The 13,822-nt window shown below is 73.8% G+C and carries 13 protein-coding genes and 1 tRNA gene; 5 read left to right on the forward strand and 9 right to left on the reverse strand.

Annotated features, from left to right (window positions below; translation table 11 throughout):
- Window positions 1-36 precede the first annotated feature (36 nt).
- The 7 genes from ACFVYS_RS01000 to ACFVYS_RS01030 form a co-directional block, all read right to left on the reverse strand.
- Window positions 37-110, reverse strand: a tRNA-Lys gene (locus tag ACFVYS_RS01000).
- On the reverse strand, window positions 101-688 hold the full coding sequence (locus ACFVYS_RS01005; RefSeq protein ID WP_389497579.1) for a bifunctional DNA primase/polymerase: 588 nt from the start codon (window positions 686-688) through the stop codon (window positions 101-103). Before ACFVYS_RS01005 ends, ACFVYS_RS01000 begins: the two co-directional genes overlap by 10 nt.
- A gap of 269 nt (window positions 689-957) precedes the next feature.
- A complete protein-coding gene (locus ACFVYS_RS01010; RefSeq protein WP_020132289.1) occupies window positions 958-1,326 on the reverse strand; it encodes a hypothetical protein in 369 nt (122 codons plus the stop codon).
- Window positions 1,327-1,505: 179 nt separating this feature from the next.
- The gene (locus tag ACFVYS_RS01015; RefSeq protein WP_389497581.1) at window positions 1,506-2,846 is read right to left on the reverse strand and encodes an AAA family ATPase; all 1,341 of its coding nucleotides are present in this window, start codon (window positions 2,844-2,846) and stop codon (window positions 1,506-1,508) included.
- Entirely contained in the window at window positions 2,843-4,450 is a 1,608-nt protein-coding gene (locus ACFVYS_RS01020) for a hypothetical protein (RefSeq protein WP_389497583.1), read from the reverse strand. The genes ACFVYS_RS01015 and ACFVYS_RS01020 overlap by 4 nt, the downstream gene beginning before the upstream one ends.
- On the reverse strand, window positions 4,441-5,562 hold the full coding sequence (locus ACFVYS_RS01025; protein ID WP_389497585.1) for a hypothetical protein: 1,122 nt from the start codon (window positions 5,560-5,562) through the stop codon (window positions 4,441-4,443). The genes ACFVYS_RS01020 and ACFVYS_RS01025 overlap by 10 nt, the downstream gene beginning before the upstream one ends.
- Window positions 5,513-6,466, reverse strand: a complete 954-nt coding sequence (locus ACFVYS_RS01030) for a phosphatase PAP2 family protein (RefSeq protein ID WP_389497587.1) — start codon at window positions 6,464-6,466, stop codon at window positions 5,513-5,515. The genes ACFVYS_RS01025 and ACFVYS_RS01030 overlap by 50 nt, the downstream gene beginning before the upstream one ends.
- Window positions 6,467-6,689: 223 nt before the next feature.
- On the opposite strand from ACFVYS_RS01030, the gene ACFVYS_RS01035 reads away from it, so the two are divergent.
- Window positions 6,690-7,283 (forward strand): histidine phosphatase family protein, encoded by a 594-nt coding sequence (locus tag ACFVYS_RS01035; RefSeq protein ID WP_389497589.1) that lies wholly within the window; start codon window positions 6,690-6,692, stop codon window positions 7,281-7,283.
- Window positions 7,284-7,337: 54 nt separating this feature from the next.
- On the opposite strand, the gene ACFVYS_RS01040 is transcribed toward ACFVYS_RS01035, so the two are convergent.
- Window positions 7,338-8,804: a hypothetical protein gene (locus ACFVYS_RS01040; protein ID WP_389497591.1), complete on the reverse strand. Its 1,467-nt coding sequence runs from the start codon at window positions 8,802-8,804 to the stop codon at window positions 7,338-7,340.
- A 256-nt stretch (window positions 8,805-9,060) separates the two neighbouring features.
- On the opposite strand from ACFVYS_RS01040, the gene ACFVYS_RS01045 reads away from it, so the two are divergent.
- The gene (locus ACFVYS_RS01045; protein ID WP_389497593.1) at window positions 9,061-9,450 is read left to right on the forward strand and encodes a hypothetical protein; all 390 of its coding nucleotides are present in this window, start codon (window positions 9,061-9,063) and stop codon (window positions 9,448-9,450) included.
- A 551-nt stretch (window positions 9,451-10,001) separates the two neighbouring features.
- Window positions 10,002-10,868: a spermidine synthase gene (locus ACFVYS_RS01050; protein WP_389497595.1), complete on the forward strand. Its 867-nt coding sequence runs from the start codon at window positions 10,002-10,004 to the stop codon at window positions 10,866-10,868.
- Between the two features lie 56 nt (window positions 10,869-10,924).
- Here ACFVYS_RS01050 and ACFVYS_RS01055 read toward each other — a convergent pair whose 3' ends face one another.
- Window positions 10,925-11,452, reverse strand: coding sequence for a hypothetical protein (locus tag ACFVYS_RS01055; RefSeq protein ID WP_389497596.1), 528 nt, complete (start codon window positions 11,450-11,452; stop codon window positions 10,925-10,927).
- Between the two features lie 154 nt (window positions 11,453-11,606).
- Here ACFVYS_RS01055 and ACFVYS_RS01060 point away from each other — a divergent pair, with 154 nt between their 5' ends.
- Window positions 11,607-12,326, forward strand: coding sequence for a response regulator transcription factor (locus tag ACFVYS_RS01060; RefSeq protein ID WP_389497598.1), 720 nt, complete (start codon window positions 11,607-11,609; stop codon window positions 12,324-12,326).
- Window positions 12,323-13,699, forward strand: coding sequence for a sensor histidine kinase (locus ACFVYS_RS01065; protein WP_389497599.1), 1,377 nt, complete (start codon window positions 12,323-12,325; stop codon window positions 13,697-13,699). Before ACFVYS_RS01060 ends, ACFVYS_RS01065 begins: the two co-directional genes overlap by 4 nt.
- Window positions 13,700-13,822: the final 123 nt, after the last annotated feature.

Genomic DNA, 13,822 nt, shown 5'->3' on the forward strand with positions numbered 1-13,822 from the left:
AGGCCCCTCGCTTTCGCGAGAGGCCTTTGCTGTCGGTGCGCCGCCAGGGACTCGAACCCCGGACCCGCTGATTAAGAGTCAGCTGCTCTAACCAACTGAGCTAGCGGCGCCTGCTGACGTCGTAGACCTTAGCATCCTGATCCTGGGGAGGAGAAATCGAAATCCGCACGGCCGAACGGGCCGCCCGGACGGCCGCCCACAGCAGGATCTCCGGGCCCGGCAGCCACGGATGACGGGTGTCCGGGGCGACCATCCAGCGCGCCGACGCGCCGTCCCGGGCGGGGGTGAGCGCGGGCACGGTCACCGCGTCGCCCGTGCCGTGACACAGCAGCGGCGGCACCGTCGCGGTACGACCGTCCCGGCGCCCTTCGGCGCTCCACTCCTCCCACTCCAGCAGTGAGGGCAGCCGCTGGGCCGTGCCCGGCGCCGCGAACAGCAGCGTCCGCCCGCGGAACGCGGCCACCGGCCCGGAGCCCGGCCCCTCGCCCCACAGCCGGTCGAGCATCAGCCGCCCGAACATCGCCGGCGCGCTGACGATGTCGAACGCCGAGCCGCAGGGCAGCACCACCGGGGCCTGCGGCCGCTCCTCCCAGAAGGCGAGCGTGCTGCGCGGATATGTCCCGGCGGAGGCCAGCCAGGCGGCGCCGTCCGGGGTGACGCCGATGGGTTCGTCGCATGCGCTGCTCATACCCCCAGGTCTACCGGGGGTGAGCGGACGAATTCACAGGGTTGCGGGAAACCGGGACGGGAGGGGGCAGGGAGGAGTATCTTGCCCGCCCGGCATATGCCAGGCGGGCAGGGCGAGTGCGGCACGGACCGGGACCGGACTGGACCGGGACTGGACGACCACTCTCCTCCGCCCGGCCGCCCGTGCGGCTCGTACGGCCGGTGCGGTCGACGAGGCCGGCAGAGCCGACGCGGCGCTCGGACGACGCGGCCGCTCGGACGACGCGGCGCTCAGACGGGGTCGGCGTGCCCCCGGCCCTCGGTGTCGCCGCGCAGCAGATCCCGGCCGAACTCGACCATCTTCTTCGCGTAGTCCTCGGTCCACTCGGCCCGCTCGCCGATGTCCGCCGGCGTCAGCCGGTCGAAGCGGCGCGGATCGGCGAGCTGTGCCGCCGCCATGGCCTGGAACTCCACCGCCCGGTCGGCGGCCGCCCGGAACGCGAGTGTGAGCTCCGTCGCCCGCGCGAGCAACGCGGCCGGATCGTCTATCGACTCCAGGTCGAAGAAGTGCTCCGGATCACCGGCCGCCTCGGCGGGCTCGAAGAGCAGGGGCGCGGGGCGTAGCCGCGGTTCGTTCCGACGCGGCGTGGGCTCCGCCATGTCTTCTCCTCCTCGTACGGTTCGGATGGTTCCACGGGTGGACGTCACCGGTGGAGTGGACCACCCTCCATTGTCCCCCGGTCGCGCAAGAGGCCCTCGGCCCCGCAGTCTCAAGGCTCCCGGCCGCTCCGATGTTCCCGTCGGCTCGGGACTTCGGGGGCGCCGGTACTCCCGCCCGGTCAGGGTCTCCAGGACACCCGGTGTTCCGCGAGGTGGGCCAGTACCGCGTGGTTCGCCTCCCAGCCGTCCGGGAACTTCACGAGGGTTCCCAGCTGGACCGGTTCCGTCGACGGGTAGGCGTCCAGGAGGTCGCCCACGCCTGCCCGGCACACCACCACGCACGCGTGCCGGTGGCGGGAGGCCAGGACGCACAGCCGGCCCGTCTCCAGGTGGAAGGCGGTGGCGTCGGGGCGGCCGGAGAGCGGGTGGAGGATCACCGTGACGTCGAACTCCATGCCCTGGAGCCGGTTCGCGGTGTCCACGGTCACGTCCGGGACGCCCAGCTCCGCCAGAGCCGCCCGCACCGCCGCCGCCTGGTCGCGATGGGCGGTGCCGACCGCGACCCGGCCGGCGGTCAGCGGGGTCGGATCGGGGGAGAGCTCCGAGGTGGCCGCGCCGCCCCGGTCCAGCAGCCGCCGGACGACCGTCGCGACGGCCCGCACCGCCTCCGGGTCGGTCCGGGGCGTGTGCCGGGCGGGCAGCTCCAGCAGGCCCCAGCCCGACTCCGCCGCCTCGTCGATCACCCGGTCGGTGCCGGAGCCGTCCGGCGGCACCGCGAAGGACAGCCGCCGGTCGCCGTGCCCGGTGCCGCTGCGGAACCGGGTGTACGGGTAGAACGCGTCGGAGACCAGGGGCGCCGCCGACGCCGGAAGCCGCCAGGACACCGGCAGCCGGTGCTGGGGCAGCTCGGGGTTGTGGGCGAGCAGGGTGCTCACCGCCGAGGCCGACGGATCGTAGGACAGGCCCGCCCACTGCTCGCCGCCCACGATCGAGAACGGGTCCAGCTGACCCGGGTCGCCCACGAACAGCGCCCGCTCGAACAGCCCGGCCACGGCCAGCAGCCCGTCCGACCGCATCTGGTACGCCTCGTCCACGATGGCGTGCCGCCACGGCTCGTCGACCTTCACATGCGCCCACTTGGCGGCGGTGGAGATCACCACCGGCAGGCCCGCCAGCTCCGCCGCCTTCGCCGACTTCCGTACGTTCGGCAGCTCGTCGAGCACCTTGTCGTACGGGTCGGCGTCGCTGCTGTGCAGCCGGCCCACCGGCAGCTCGGGGTTCTTCACCGCGAGCCGTACGACCAGGTCGTCGACCTGCGCGTTGGTCTGCGCGACCACCATCAACGGCCGCCCCGCGTCGGCCAGTTCCAGCGCCGCACGGACGACGAGCGTGGACTTGCCGGCGCCGGGCGGGGAGTCGACGACCACCCCGCGCGCGGTGCCGTGCAGGGTGTCGCGCAGGATCGCGTCGGTGGCGCGGGTGGCGGCGGTACCGGGGTCGAAGGCGGCCTCGGTGGTCACAGCACATCCTCCTGGGTGACGGAATCGGGGACCTCGGGCGCCTGCTCGCCCGGCGGACCGCCGTGCGTCCACGGCGTGTCCTCCGGATCGGGCAGCTTCGCGCCGCCGCGCTGCTCGTGTTCGAAGAGCGTGAAGCAGAGCCGGTCGCCCTTCTCGGGCACGGACCCCACCTCGGGCTCCTTGCCGCGGCCCATCTTGTCGACGATCCGGAGCACCAGCAGGCCGTCCTCCTCCTCGCCGTCCTCGCCGTCCCGCCCCACGAACTCGGCCGCCTGCGGCTTCCCGCCCAGCGACCGGAACACCTTCGCCCGCTCCCCGAGGTGCGGCCGGTCGTCCGTCCGTACGGTGACCAGCGGGCGCGGGCTCGGCCGCTTGCTCTCGCTGTACGCCATGACCACGTCGACGACCTCGCCCGCGAACGCCTCTCCGGCGAGCCGCCGTCCCGCCATCACCAGCGGGTCGTCGAGCGCCTCCTGCGCCTCCAGCCGGGCCTGTTCGCGCTCGCGGGTGGCGAGCTTGTTGGCGGCGGTGACCGCGTCGTCGCGGCGCGGCTGCGGGGGCTCACCGGCGAGGACCCGGTCGCGGTGACCGGTGAACGACCAGCGGTCGCGCGTCCACCGTTCCTCGACGTGCGCGCCCTCCGGCAGCGCCCGCAGCAGGTCCAGGCCCTCCCACACCTTGTTCCAGGTGGGCAGCGTCCGGCTCTTCACCAGCTCGCGGATCTCCCGCTCGGCCGCGGTCAGGGCGCCCAGCCGGTCGTCGGCCTGGAGACCGTCCTCGGCGGCGGCCAGGGCGGTACGCGCACGGTCGTAGCGCTCGATGGCCGGGGCGAGCAGCTTGTTGTCGAACGCCGGGTCCGTCGCCGGACCGGCCGGCGGGCACCGCAGCTGTCCGGCGGCGTCCCGCGCGAGTTCCGCGCGCAGCGCCGCCTCCGCGCCCGTCTCACCCGGCGGCGGGGCGATCCAGGCGAGCTGTGCCCCCAGGTGCTGGTCCTCCAGGCTGGACTGCCCGGTCGCCCAGTGCCGGCCCAGGACCTCCGTCATCGCCGTCAGCAGCGAGGAGCCGGGCACCCGGGACCGCTCCCCGTAGTGGGTCAGCCAGCGCCCGAGCAGGGGCACGCGCGGGGGCGCGGGATACGGCGTCTCCGGGTCCTGTTCCGCCGTCCGCCGAAAGCGCATGGAGCGGCCCAGGAGGCGCACGAAGTCGACACCCGCGCGGCTCGGGACGATCAGCTGGGGCGCGTCGGCGCACAGCTCGACCTCGACCTTGACGCGTTTGCCGGTCTCCGGGTCGGTCTCGCTGCGCTCGGCGGCCTCGACGACGTCGGCGTAGGAGTCGAGGTACGGCAGGACGACGTCGGCCAGTTCGGCGAGGAACGCGAACCTCAGCTCACGGTCGCGCGGCTGCGGCACGACCAGCAGCCGCGGCGCCTCCCGGTCGGTGCCGACCAGCGCGCCCAGCGGGGCGCCGGCCTCACCGGCGGTGGTCAGCGGCACGAAGACCAGCGGCCGCTCGGACAGGTGCCGGTGCCGGACGGTGGCGGTGGGCTGGGCGCGGCCGGTGGTGACGGCCTCGAGGCGGGCGAGGGTGGTGATCAGTGACACATCGCCCCCAGCGCCTCGGTGCGCAGTCGGGCGGCCCGGCGCAGGGCGGCCACCGCGGGATCCCGTGGATCGCCGCTCTCGCCGCGGGCCGCCGCCAGGACGCCCTCGACCGTCGTCAGCCCGCCCAGTTCGGCCCGTACGGAACGGCCCAGGGAGGTGACCGCGCCGGCCGCGCGGGACCGCTCACGGCAGTGGAACGCCAGCTCGCAGGCGGCCAGGCACTCGGGCGCGTACGCCGCCGGGACCGCCTCGACGGCCGCCGTGAGCTGTTCGGCGGGCAGCTCGGGGGAGAAGCAGGTGCCCTCGGGGAGGGCGTCGGCGATGTCCTCGATGCGGGTGAGGCGGGCCAGTTGGCGGCTGGTGACCGCGCGCTGCTTGCGTACGTCCACGGCGGAGGCGGTGGGCAGGTTGGAGAAGTCCTTGGGGCAGACCAGGAGCACCCGGTGGCGCACGCGCGGGCCCGGGTCGAGACGGGCGGCGACCGCCTCCAGGGCGAGCACGTACACGGCGGCCTGCCGGGCGGCCGCACCGACCTTCGCCGGGTCCGCCGAGCCGTCCAGCATCGGGAAGGACTTGATCTCCACGACCGTCCAGCTGCCGTCCGGGTGCACCACCACCGCGTCCGGCTCCAGGAAGGCGGGGGAGCCCGCGACGTCGAGCGCGATCATCGGATGGTCCAGGAGCGTCCAGGTGCCGGTCGCCTCGGTGGCCTCGCGCAGCGCCAGCGCGGTGCGCGCGGTGCGGCCCTCGGGGCCGATCGCGGACAGGTCGGGCAGGGCCGCGCCGACGGGCGGCGCGGCGCCGGGGTCCAGCCGCTCGTGCACCAGCCGCAGCAGTTCCGCCCCGCCGTCCGCCTTCACCTTCGCCTCGAACGCGTTGCCGCGGGTCAGGGCGAACTGGGACTGCCCGAAGGCCGAGGGCGAGCCCAGCGCGTCCGCCAGCGTCGCCTTGTCCACCCCGGCGCCGTCGAGGATCGCGCGCCGCCGGCAGCCGGGGTTGGCGGCCAGCGCCGCGAGGGCACGGGCGTCCAGCGCCTTGGCCGGAACGTCGGGGCCGCGCAGCTCAGCGAGCCGCTGCCGGAGCGCCGTCCCCCGCGTCCGAGGGGGTGGCACCCGGCTCGGCTCCGGGGCCGAACCGTGACTCGCGCTGCCGTGGAATTCGCTCACCCGTCGAAGTCTGGCATCCGCCACTGACAATCGAGGCCGATGCGGTCGGAGAGGCCGCCGCGACCAGCGGGACACGGGCCGCGAACCACACCCGGGCACGGTCCGCGCCGCGCATCACCAACGGCGTCAGCAGCAGCCCGACGCCCATCACGGCCGCGCCCGCGACCGCGTCGAGGAAGTAGTGGTTGGCGGTGCCCATCACCACGAGCGTCGTCACCAGCGGGTAGACGACACCGGCCGTCTTCGCCGTACGCGTGCCGCCGTACCGCCACAGCATGACGCCGCACCACAGCGCCCAGCCGACGTGCAGACTCGGCATGGCCGCGTACTGGTTGGTCATGCCGCCCATGCCGCGCGGCGCGCTCGCCTCGCCGCCCCACCAGCCGTACGAGCTGTACTGGGCCATGGTGTCCACGAAGCCGTGGCCGGCCGACAGCAGCCGGGGCGGGCAGGTGGGCATCAGCGTGAAGCCGATGAGGCCCATGAACGTGGACGTCATCAGCCAGGTGCGGGCCGCCCGGTAGCGCAGGGCCCGGGACCGGAACAGCCAGACCAGGATCACCGGTGTCACCAGGTAGTGCAGCGACGCGTACCAGAAGTCGGCCGGCACACCGATCCACGCCTGGCTCCTGAACAGCCGGTTCAGCGGGTGCTCGGCGTTGATGTGCAGGAACTTCTCGATGCGCAGGAGCGCCAGACCGTGGTCGACGGCGGTGGTCACATCGCCCCGCGCGAGCAGCCGGCCCGCGGAGTAGCAGGCGTACACCAGCAGGATCAGGGGCAGCTCCGTCCACCAGCGCAGCCGTGTCCGCGGGGCCGCCTCGGTGCCTGGTGTCTCGGTCTGCGGCATCCGATTGCCTCCCCCTTCGTGTCGCTGTCTCGTCGCTGGTGTGCCAGTGGCTCGGGACGGGCCACTTTACGGCGTGCGTACGCGCCCCTTCGTAGGCCCCCGGCTCTCAAAGACGCTGAGATCGCCCACCGGGTTGCCCCTGTTCAGGGTGAGCGATGATGGAAGGGCTCCGCCCCTGGTTTCTCCCCTGATCCCGCTCAGGGTCTCCCCGGAAAGGTCCCCCATGGCACCGCGCATCCTGCTGGCCCGGCACGGACAGACGGAGTGGTCGCTGTCCGGCAAGCACACCGGCAGGACCGATGTGCCTCTCCTGGAGGAGGGGCGCCGGGGTGCCAAGCTGCTCGGCGAGCGATTGCGCCGGGCCCCGTACGACGGCCTGACGGACGTGGAGATACGCACCAGCCCGCTGGCACGCGCGCGGGAGACGTGCGAGCTCGCCGGCTTCGGTGAGCGGGCCGCCACCTGGGACACCCTGATGGAGTGGCACTACGGCGCCTATGAGGGCATGACCCCCGCCGAGATCCAGGCCGTCCGGCCCGACTGGCTCATCTGGCGCGACGGTGTCCCCGAGGGCGAGACGCTCGCCGAGGTGACCGCCCGCGCGGACGAGGTCGTCGCCTGGGCCCGCTCGGCCGACCGGGACGTGCTGGTCTTCGCCCACGGGCACATTCTCCGCTCCATCGGGGCACGCTGGCTGGGTCTGCCGCTGGACTTCGCGGCCCGGATCCGGCTGAACCCGACGTCACTGTCGGTCCTGGGCTGGGCCTACGGCGAACCGGCGATCGAGAGCTGGAACGACCTCGGGCACCTCGGCTAACCGCGGGTGGTCGCGTGGGCCGTGGTGACCGCGGAGGGCTGCGCAGACCGGGTGTCACACCATCCGCGGTGTCGAGGCGTGCCGCTCCAGGAACGTGGACACGCCCCCCGCCCGCCGGTGCGGCAGCAGCACTCTGGCCGTACCCGCCAGCATCGTCTGGATCCGGGAGGACTGGACCTGGTCCAGCAGGTCCAGGACCCGCATCCCGGCCACCGCCGCCTCGTCGGGAAGGCCCCCGCGCGCGAGGTCGTCGGCCAGTTCGGCCGTGTACAGCGCGATGTTCCGGGAGAAGTGCGGGTCCTGGAGGTCCGCCGCCCGCTTCGCGTGCCGGGCCGCGCGCGGCCAGTCGCCCAGCGTCGACCAGCACTGCGCCTCGAGCCCTTCGAGCTCGGCCTCGCCGTAGAAGCTCATCCACTCGGGATCGCTGTCGCAGGGACCTCGGTCGTACAGGGCCTGCGCGCGGACGAGGGCCTGTTCGCAGCCGGTGCGGTCGGCGAGCCCCGCCCAGCCGCCCGCCTCGCGCAGCGCCAGCAGCGACATCAGGCGGGGCGAGCCCAGGGGACGGGCGACGCGCTGGGCCGCCTGGGCGGCACGGACGGCCTCGCGCGGCCGGCCCGCGTCCCGCGCCAGGAACGCCGTGTTGCAGAAGGCGTGCGCCTCCAGCCCTTGGTCCCCGGTCACCCGGGCGGTCGCCAGGGCCTCCGCGTAGTGCGAGCGCGCGTCGTCGAACCGGCCCGAGTCGTGTGCCAGCCAGCCCACCGAGATGGCCAGCTCCCCGGCGCCCGAGTGGAGCCGGTCGGCGGTCGTCTGCCGGGTCGTCCCGGCGTCCAGCAGCGCGTAGGCGGCGCGTAGCGGGGCGGCGGCGCGCCGGTAGAGGCCGTCGGCCCCATGCCGGTCGTCCAGCAGCCGGATTCTGCGGACCGCTTCTTCGAGGGCGCCGGCCTCGCTCGTTCCCGCGCGGCGCACGGGACGAGCCGCCGACGCGTCGTGGGCGAGCCCGAGGGGGCCCAGCGTGGCGGCGGCCATGGTGGCACCTCCGCCGGTCATGAATGCGCGACGCAGCACGTCGCTCTCCTCGTGGTCGTGGTACTTGTCGTACGGGTCCTGCGTGTCATACGGCTGGTGCGCCCCACCCGTCTCACGCGTCTCACCCGTGTTCCGCTCGTCACTGGTAGTGCGCTCCGGTCTTGTGGTGTGCGTGCAGGGCGCGTCCTCAGGGGTGCGAGCCCCTCGTCCGCGCACGGACGCGCGGGGCGCGAACCCCAGATCGCTGAGCGTGCGGCCGGGAAACATGTGCAGGAACACCCGCTCGTACGCGTAGTTGGGGCAGCGGATCTCGCCCGCCTCGACGCGCCCGATGTAGCGCGCGTCACAGCTGACGCACTCGCCGATCTCACGCGCGGCCCGCCGCACCAGTGCGGCGAACTCGGCGGGTGAGCGATGTCCGCGCAGGTGGCGGAAGGCGAGGTTGGGCCGTGCCGGCCGGTCGGGCCGAGGTGGGGTCACCGTTGACGACGCCATGGCCGGGTCCTCTCGTGCGAACCGTCGAACCATGCCGGAATAGGGATGAGTTGTCCGTGTGGCACCCTTGTTCCCGGCGGGCAAGAACGTACCTGCTGTGGTCGGGCCGCCATGCGGTGTTTGGCTACAAACCGGATATCTCATCCGCGATCTGCCATGAACTGCCATCCTTTGCGGCGGACTTCCGCCGTAGCCCTTGACGCCGTGAGGCGTTGAACCTTGTGGACTACAGGCGGGCTGCGCGGTGGAGGCCGGGATGGAGACCAGCCAGAGCAACGTTCCTTCTATGACATCGGTGGCGGCGTGCGATCTGGTGACGGTGCCGACCCGTCAGGGGTTGGAGGCGGTCGACATCCTGCGAAGGGGGTCGACGGGAGACGGGGTCGGGCCCGTCCTGCACGACGACGGCGACGACACGCTCGGCTTCGTGGTGCCGGCCGGGACGGCGGCGGCATGGGACATGCCGGGCAGTACCTGTACGAACACCGACGGCCGGGGACTGCGACTCGCCCCCGAGTCGCCGGTCCGGGGCTCGGACTGGCTGGTGCCCCCCGGTGAGGCGGACCTCGCGACGGATCCGGCGGTACTGCGGCGGGCGTTGGGTGAGGCGGCCCGGCTGATCGAGGCGGCGGACAGCTGCCGGTGAAGCCGCCTGCGATGTGACCGGCGAGGCACCCGTCGGCGCGTGGGCCCCCGAGCGCACGCGCGCGTGCCGTGAACTCCACGACCGCCCCCGGCACCTGCCCACCCACCTGCCCGGCCCCCACCCGCCTGCCTGCGCGGCCCGTGCTCGCTTCCGCGTCCGGCCTGTACTCGCCTTCTGTCCCGGCCGTGCTCGCCTGTTTGTGCGGCCGGTGCTCGCCTTCTCTCCGGACTGTGCTCGCCTCCTCGTCCGGCCTGTACTCGACTTCTCTCCCGGCCGTGCTCGCCTACTTGAGCGGCTCGTGCTCGTTCGCTCGTCCGGCCCGCGCTGGCCCGCTTGTGCGCCCGCGCTCGCCTGTTCGTCCGGCCCATTCCCGGCTGCTCGTCCGGCCCTTACCAGCCCGCTTGTGCGGGCCCTTCCCGGCCGTCGTCCGGCCTCTGCCCGGCCTCTGCCCGGCCTCTGTTCGGTCGGCCGGCCTGTCGCTGGTCGGGTGCTGGTCGGGTGCTGGTCGGTCGGGCGCGCGGGGAGTGTCCGCGGCCTGCGAAAATGCTGTCATGGCAAAGTCCAGGAACACCCGGCGCGAGCGGGACGCCGACGCCGTCGTCGAGCCCGTCGACGGCGGGCTCGCCCAGCTCGTACCCGACCGGGACCGGGCGCGGGCCTGGACGCTGCTCATCGACGGAGCCCCCCAGTCGCATGTCGACCTCGACGACCCCGCCCATCTCTCCTTCGAGTACCAGCGGCGCCTCGGTCATGTCATCGACCTCGTGGCACCGCCCGGCAAGCCCCTGCACGTCGTGCATCTCGGCGGCGGCGCGTTCACCCTCGCCCGGTACGTCGCCGCCACCCGCCCCCGCTCCACCCAGCAGATCGTCGAACGGGACGCGGCCCTCGTCCAACTGGTCCGCCGGGAGCTGCCGCTGGACCCGGGGGCGCGCGTCAGGGTGAGGTCGGTCGACGCACGCGAAGGTCTCGTCAAGGTGCCCGACGGGTGGGCGGATCTCGTCCTGGCCGACGTGTTCAGCGGCGCCCGGACCCCCGCCCACCTCACATCGACCGAGTTCCTCGACGAGGTCCGCAGGGCGCTCAAGCCGGGCGGGGCCTATGCCGCCAACCTCGCCGACGGCCCGCCGCTCGCGCACCTGCGCGGCCAGATCGCCACCGCCGCCGCACGGTTCGCGGAACTCGCGCTGGTCGCGGACCCGACCGTGCTGCGCGGCAAACGGTTCGGCAACGCCGTGCTCGTCGCCTCCGACCGGCCGCTGCCCACCGCCGAGCTGACCCGCAGGGCCGCCTCCGACCCCCACCCCGGCCGGGTCGAGCACGGCAGGGCGCTCACCGACTTCACCGGCGGCGCGGTACCGGTCGTGGACGCGTCGGCGGTGGCCTCACCGGCCCCGCCGCCCTCCGTCTTCCGTTAGACCGGCCGGCCCGCCCCGGGTTCCGGCCGTCGGGCCGCCGCCCGGAGCTCCGGACGTCAGTACGTGCCGACCTCCACCCGGGGCGGCCCGTCGTGCCAGGTGCAGAACACCGACACCCGGTCCGCGCCGGAGCTGAACTCCACCCGGATCCACGACTCCGTCTTCCACACCTGCATCGACCAGCCCGCGCCCGGCGTCGCCGAGACCAGCGACGCGGCACTCTTGCCCAGGTCGAAGACGACCAGCCCGCCGTCGGTGTCGTAACTCTTGACCGTGCCCTGGGACGTGCCCCGGGGCGTTTCGGAGGCGCTGGGGGAGGGACCGGAGGTCGCCGCCGTCCGGGAGGGGGACGGGGATGCCGGGGTCCGGCTCGGGGACGGGCTCCGCGACGTGGACGGACCGCTCGTCGGCGAGGCCGGCGGCTTCGACTCCTGCGTGATCGTGTCGCCCGCGGTGAGCGGCAGGGCGCGCGGCGGGTCGTAGGCCGTGCCCGCCATCACCGTGTGGACACCCCACCACGACAGCGTGACCGCCGCGCCCGTGGCGAGCGACCAGGCCAGTACGTGTACGAGTCCTCTGCGCATCGCGGGCCATCTTGCCCCACGCGCCTCACCCGTGTCGCACGGATGCGCTCGGCCGTCCCCTCGGCCGCGCACGGTCGCCTCACCGGTCGTCCACAGGAGCCGAGTTGTCCACAGGCCAGAATGACCCTCGTCCGCATGGCGTAGGTTGCGGCGCATGGCAAGTGTGCTCGTGGTCGAGGACGACCAGTTCGTACGCTCGGCGCTCATCCGGCAGCTGACCGACGCCTCGCACCTCGTGCGCAGCGTCGGTACGGCACTGGAGGCGCTGCGCGAGGTCGCCCATTTCCGCTTCGACGTGGTCATCCTCGACCTCGGCCTGCCCGATCTGGACGGCTCCGAGGCCCTGAAGATGCTGCGCGGCATCACGGACGTGCCGGTCATCATCGCCACCGCGCGCGACGACGAGACGGAGATCGTCCGGCTGCTGAACGCGGGCGCGGACGACTACCTGACCAAGCCGTTCTCGGTGGAGCACCTGTCGGCGCGGATGGCGGCCGTGCTGCGGCGGGCCCGGTCCGGTGCCGCGGAGGCCGCGCCCTCCAGCGTGATCCGGGTCGGCGGTCTGACCGTCGACCCGCTGCGCCGTCAGGCCGAACTGGACGGCGTACGGCTCGACCTCACCCGCCGCGAGTTCGACCTGCTGGCCTTTCTCGCCGGCCGGCCGGGGGTCGTGGTCCCGCGCCGGGAACTGCTGGCCGAGGTGTGGCAGCAGTCCTACGGCGACGACCAGACCATCGACGTCCATCTGTCCTGGCTGCGCCGCAAGCTGGGCGAGACGGCGGCGCGGCCGCGCTATCTGCACACCCTGCGGGGTGTCGGCGTGAAGCTGGAGCCGCCCGTCCGCGACTCCGGGGGGACGGGACCGATCCGATGAGATGGGCACTGGTCAAGGTCTGTCTGGCGGTCACCACGATGGTCGTGGTCGCCTTCGCCGTCCCGCTCGGTCTGGTCATCAAGGAGATGGCCCGCGACCGCGCGTTCTCCAACGCCGAGCGGGAGGCCGCGGTCGTGGTCCCGGCGTTGTCCATCACGACCGACCGCGACCAGTTGGAGCGGGTCGTGGCCTCGGCGGGCTCGGACGACGGCATGGCGGTGCACCTGCCGGCGAGCGACGGCCGGGCCGCCGTCGACCTCGGCCGGCAGCGTGCCGCGGACGCGGACATCGCGGCCGTACGGAAGCTGGGCCGTGCCTCCACCACCGAGGTCGCCGGGGGTTCCGCGCTGCTCCAGCCGGTCGCGCTGAGCCTGGGGACCGTGGTGATCGAGGTGTTCGTCCCCGAGTCCGAGGTGAGCAACGGCGTCGGCACGGCCTGGGCGGTGCTGGCGGCGGTCGGGGCGGCGCTGGTCGTCGGCTCGGTCGCCGTCGCCGACCGGCTGGGCGTACGGATGGTGCAGCCGGCGAGGCGGCTGGTCGAGGGGGCGCACGAGCTGGGGGAGGGCAAGCTCGGGGCGAGAGTGCCCGAGGAGGGTCCGAGCGAACTGCGGCTCGCGGCGGTCGCGTTCAACTCGATGGCGGATCAGGTGGTCCAACTGCTGGCCAACGAGCGGGAGCTGGCGGCGGATCTGTCCCACCGGCTGCGGACCCCGCTGACCGTGCTGCGGCTCAACGCGGCCTCCCTGGGCGAGTCTCCGGCCGCCGAGCAGACGAGGACCGCCGTCGCCCAGCTGGAGCGCGAGGTGGACACGATCATCCGGACGGCGCGGGAGGCCAAGCCGCAGACGGCGGCCGCCGGTCCGGGCGCGGGCTGCGACGCGGCGGAGGTGGTCCGGGAGCGGATGGCGTTCTGGTCGGCGCTCGCGGAGGACGAGGGCCGCAAGGTGCGCACGGCCGGTGTGGACCGCCCGGTTCGCATACCCGTGGCCCGTACCGACCTCGCCGCCGCCCTGGACGCCCTGCTCGGCAACGTGTTCCGGCACACCTCGGAGGGCACGGCCTTCGCGGTCGACGTCCACAACGGCGAGGACGCGGTGATCGTCCTCGTCTCGGACGCGGGCCCGGGCATCGCCGACCCCGAGGCGGCGATGGCGCGCGGCCGGGGCTCGGGCACCGCGGGCTCGACCGGCCTCGGCCTGGACATCGTCCGTCGGCTCGCCGAGTCGACGGGCGGTGACGTCCGCATCGGCTCCTCGGTACTGGGCGGCACCGAGGTGCGGCTCTGGATCCAGCTGGACGGGCGGGAGCCGGTGCGCAGGGGCCACCGGGGAGCTGTCCGCAGACGACGGCGGGCACTCGTCGGCCGTTCCTGAGGGGCGAACCGGTCTCGACCTTTAACCGCCCCCGATGTGTTCCTTAAGCGCTCCCTAAGAACCTCAACAGCCGTCCCTATCAGGCGCTTTGCCCGTTTCGGGATCGCTAGCGTGCTGCCGCAC

This window comes from Streptomyces sp. NPDC058295 (genome assembly GCF_042880655.1).
GTDB classification, from domain to species: domain Bacteria; phylum Actinomycetota; class Actinomycetes; order Streptomycetales; family Streptomycetaceae; genus Streptomyces; species Streptomyces coriariae.

Excerpts from the sequence above, each read along its gene's own strand:
- ACFVYS_RS01005 (WP_389497579.1), bottom strand. The coding sequence starts at position 688 with ATGAGCAGCGCATGCGACGAACCCATCGGCGTCACCCCGGACGGCGCC.
- ACFVYS_RS01010 (WP_020132289.1), bottom strand. The coding sequence starts at position 1,326 with ATGGCGGAGCCCACGCCGCGTCGGAACGAACCGCGGCTACGCCCCGCG.
- ACFVYS_RS01030 (WP_389497587.1), bottom strand. The coding sequence starts at position 6,466 with ATGCCGCAGACCGAGACACCAGGCACCGAGGCGGCCCCGCGGACACGG.
- ACFVYS_RS01035 (WP_389497589.1), top strand. The coding sequence starts at position 6,690 with ATGGCACCGCGCATCCTGCTGGCCCGGCACGGACAGACGGAGTGGTCG.
- ACFVYS_RS01040 (WP_389497591.1), bottom strand. The coding sequence starts at position 8,804 with ATGGCGTCGTCAACGGTGACCCCACCTCGGCCCGACCGGCCGGCACGG.
- ACFVYS_RS01045 (WP_389497593.1), top strand. The coding sequence starts at position 9,061 with ATGGAGACCAGCCAGAGCAACGTTCCTTCTATGACATCGGTGGCGGCG.
- ACFVYS_RS01050 (WP_389497595.1), top strand. The coding sequence starts at position 10,002 with ATGGCAAAGTCCAGGAACACCCGGCGCGAGCGGGACGCCGACGCCGTC.
- ACFVYS_RS01055 (WP_389497596.1), bottom strand. The coding sequence starts at position 11,452 with ATGCGCAGAGGACTCGTACACGTACTGGCCTGGTCGCTCGCCACGGGC.
- ACFVYS_RS01060 (WP_389497598.1), top strand. The coding sequence starts at position 11,607 with ATGGCAAGTGTGCTCGTGGTCGAGGACGACCAGTTCGTACGCTCGGCG.
- ACFVYS_RS01065 (WP_389497599.1), top strand. The coding sequence starts at position 12,323 with ATGAGATGGGCACTGGTCAAGGTCTGTCTGGCGGTCACCACGATGGTC.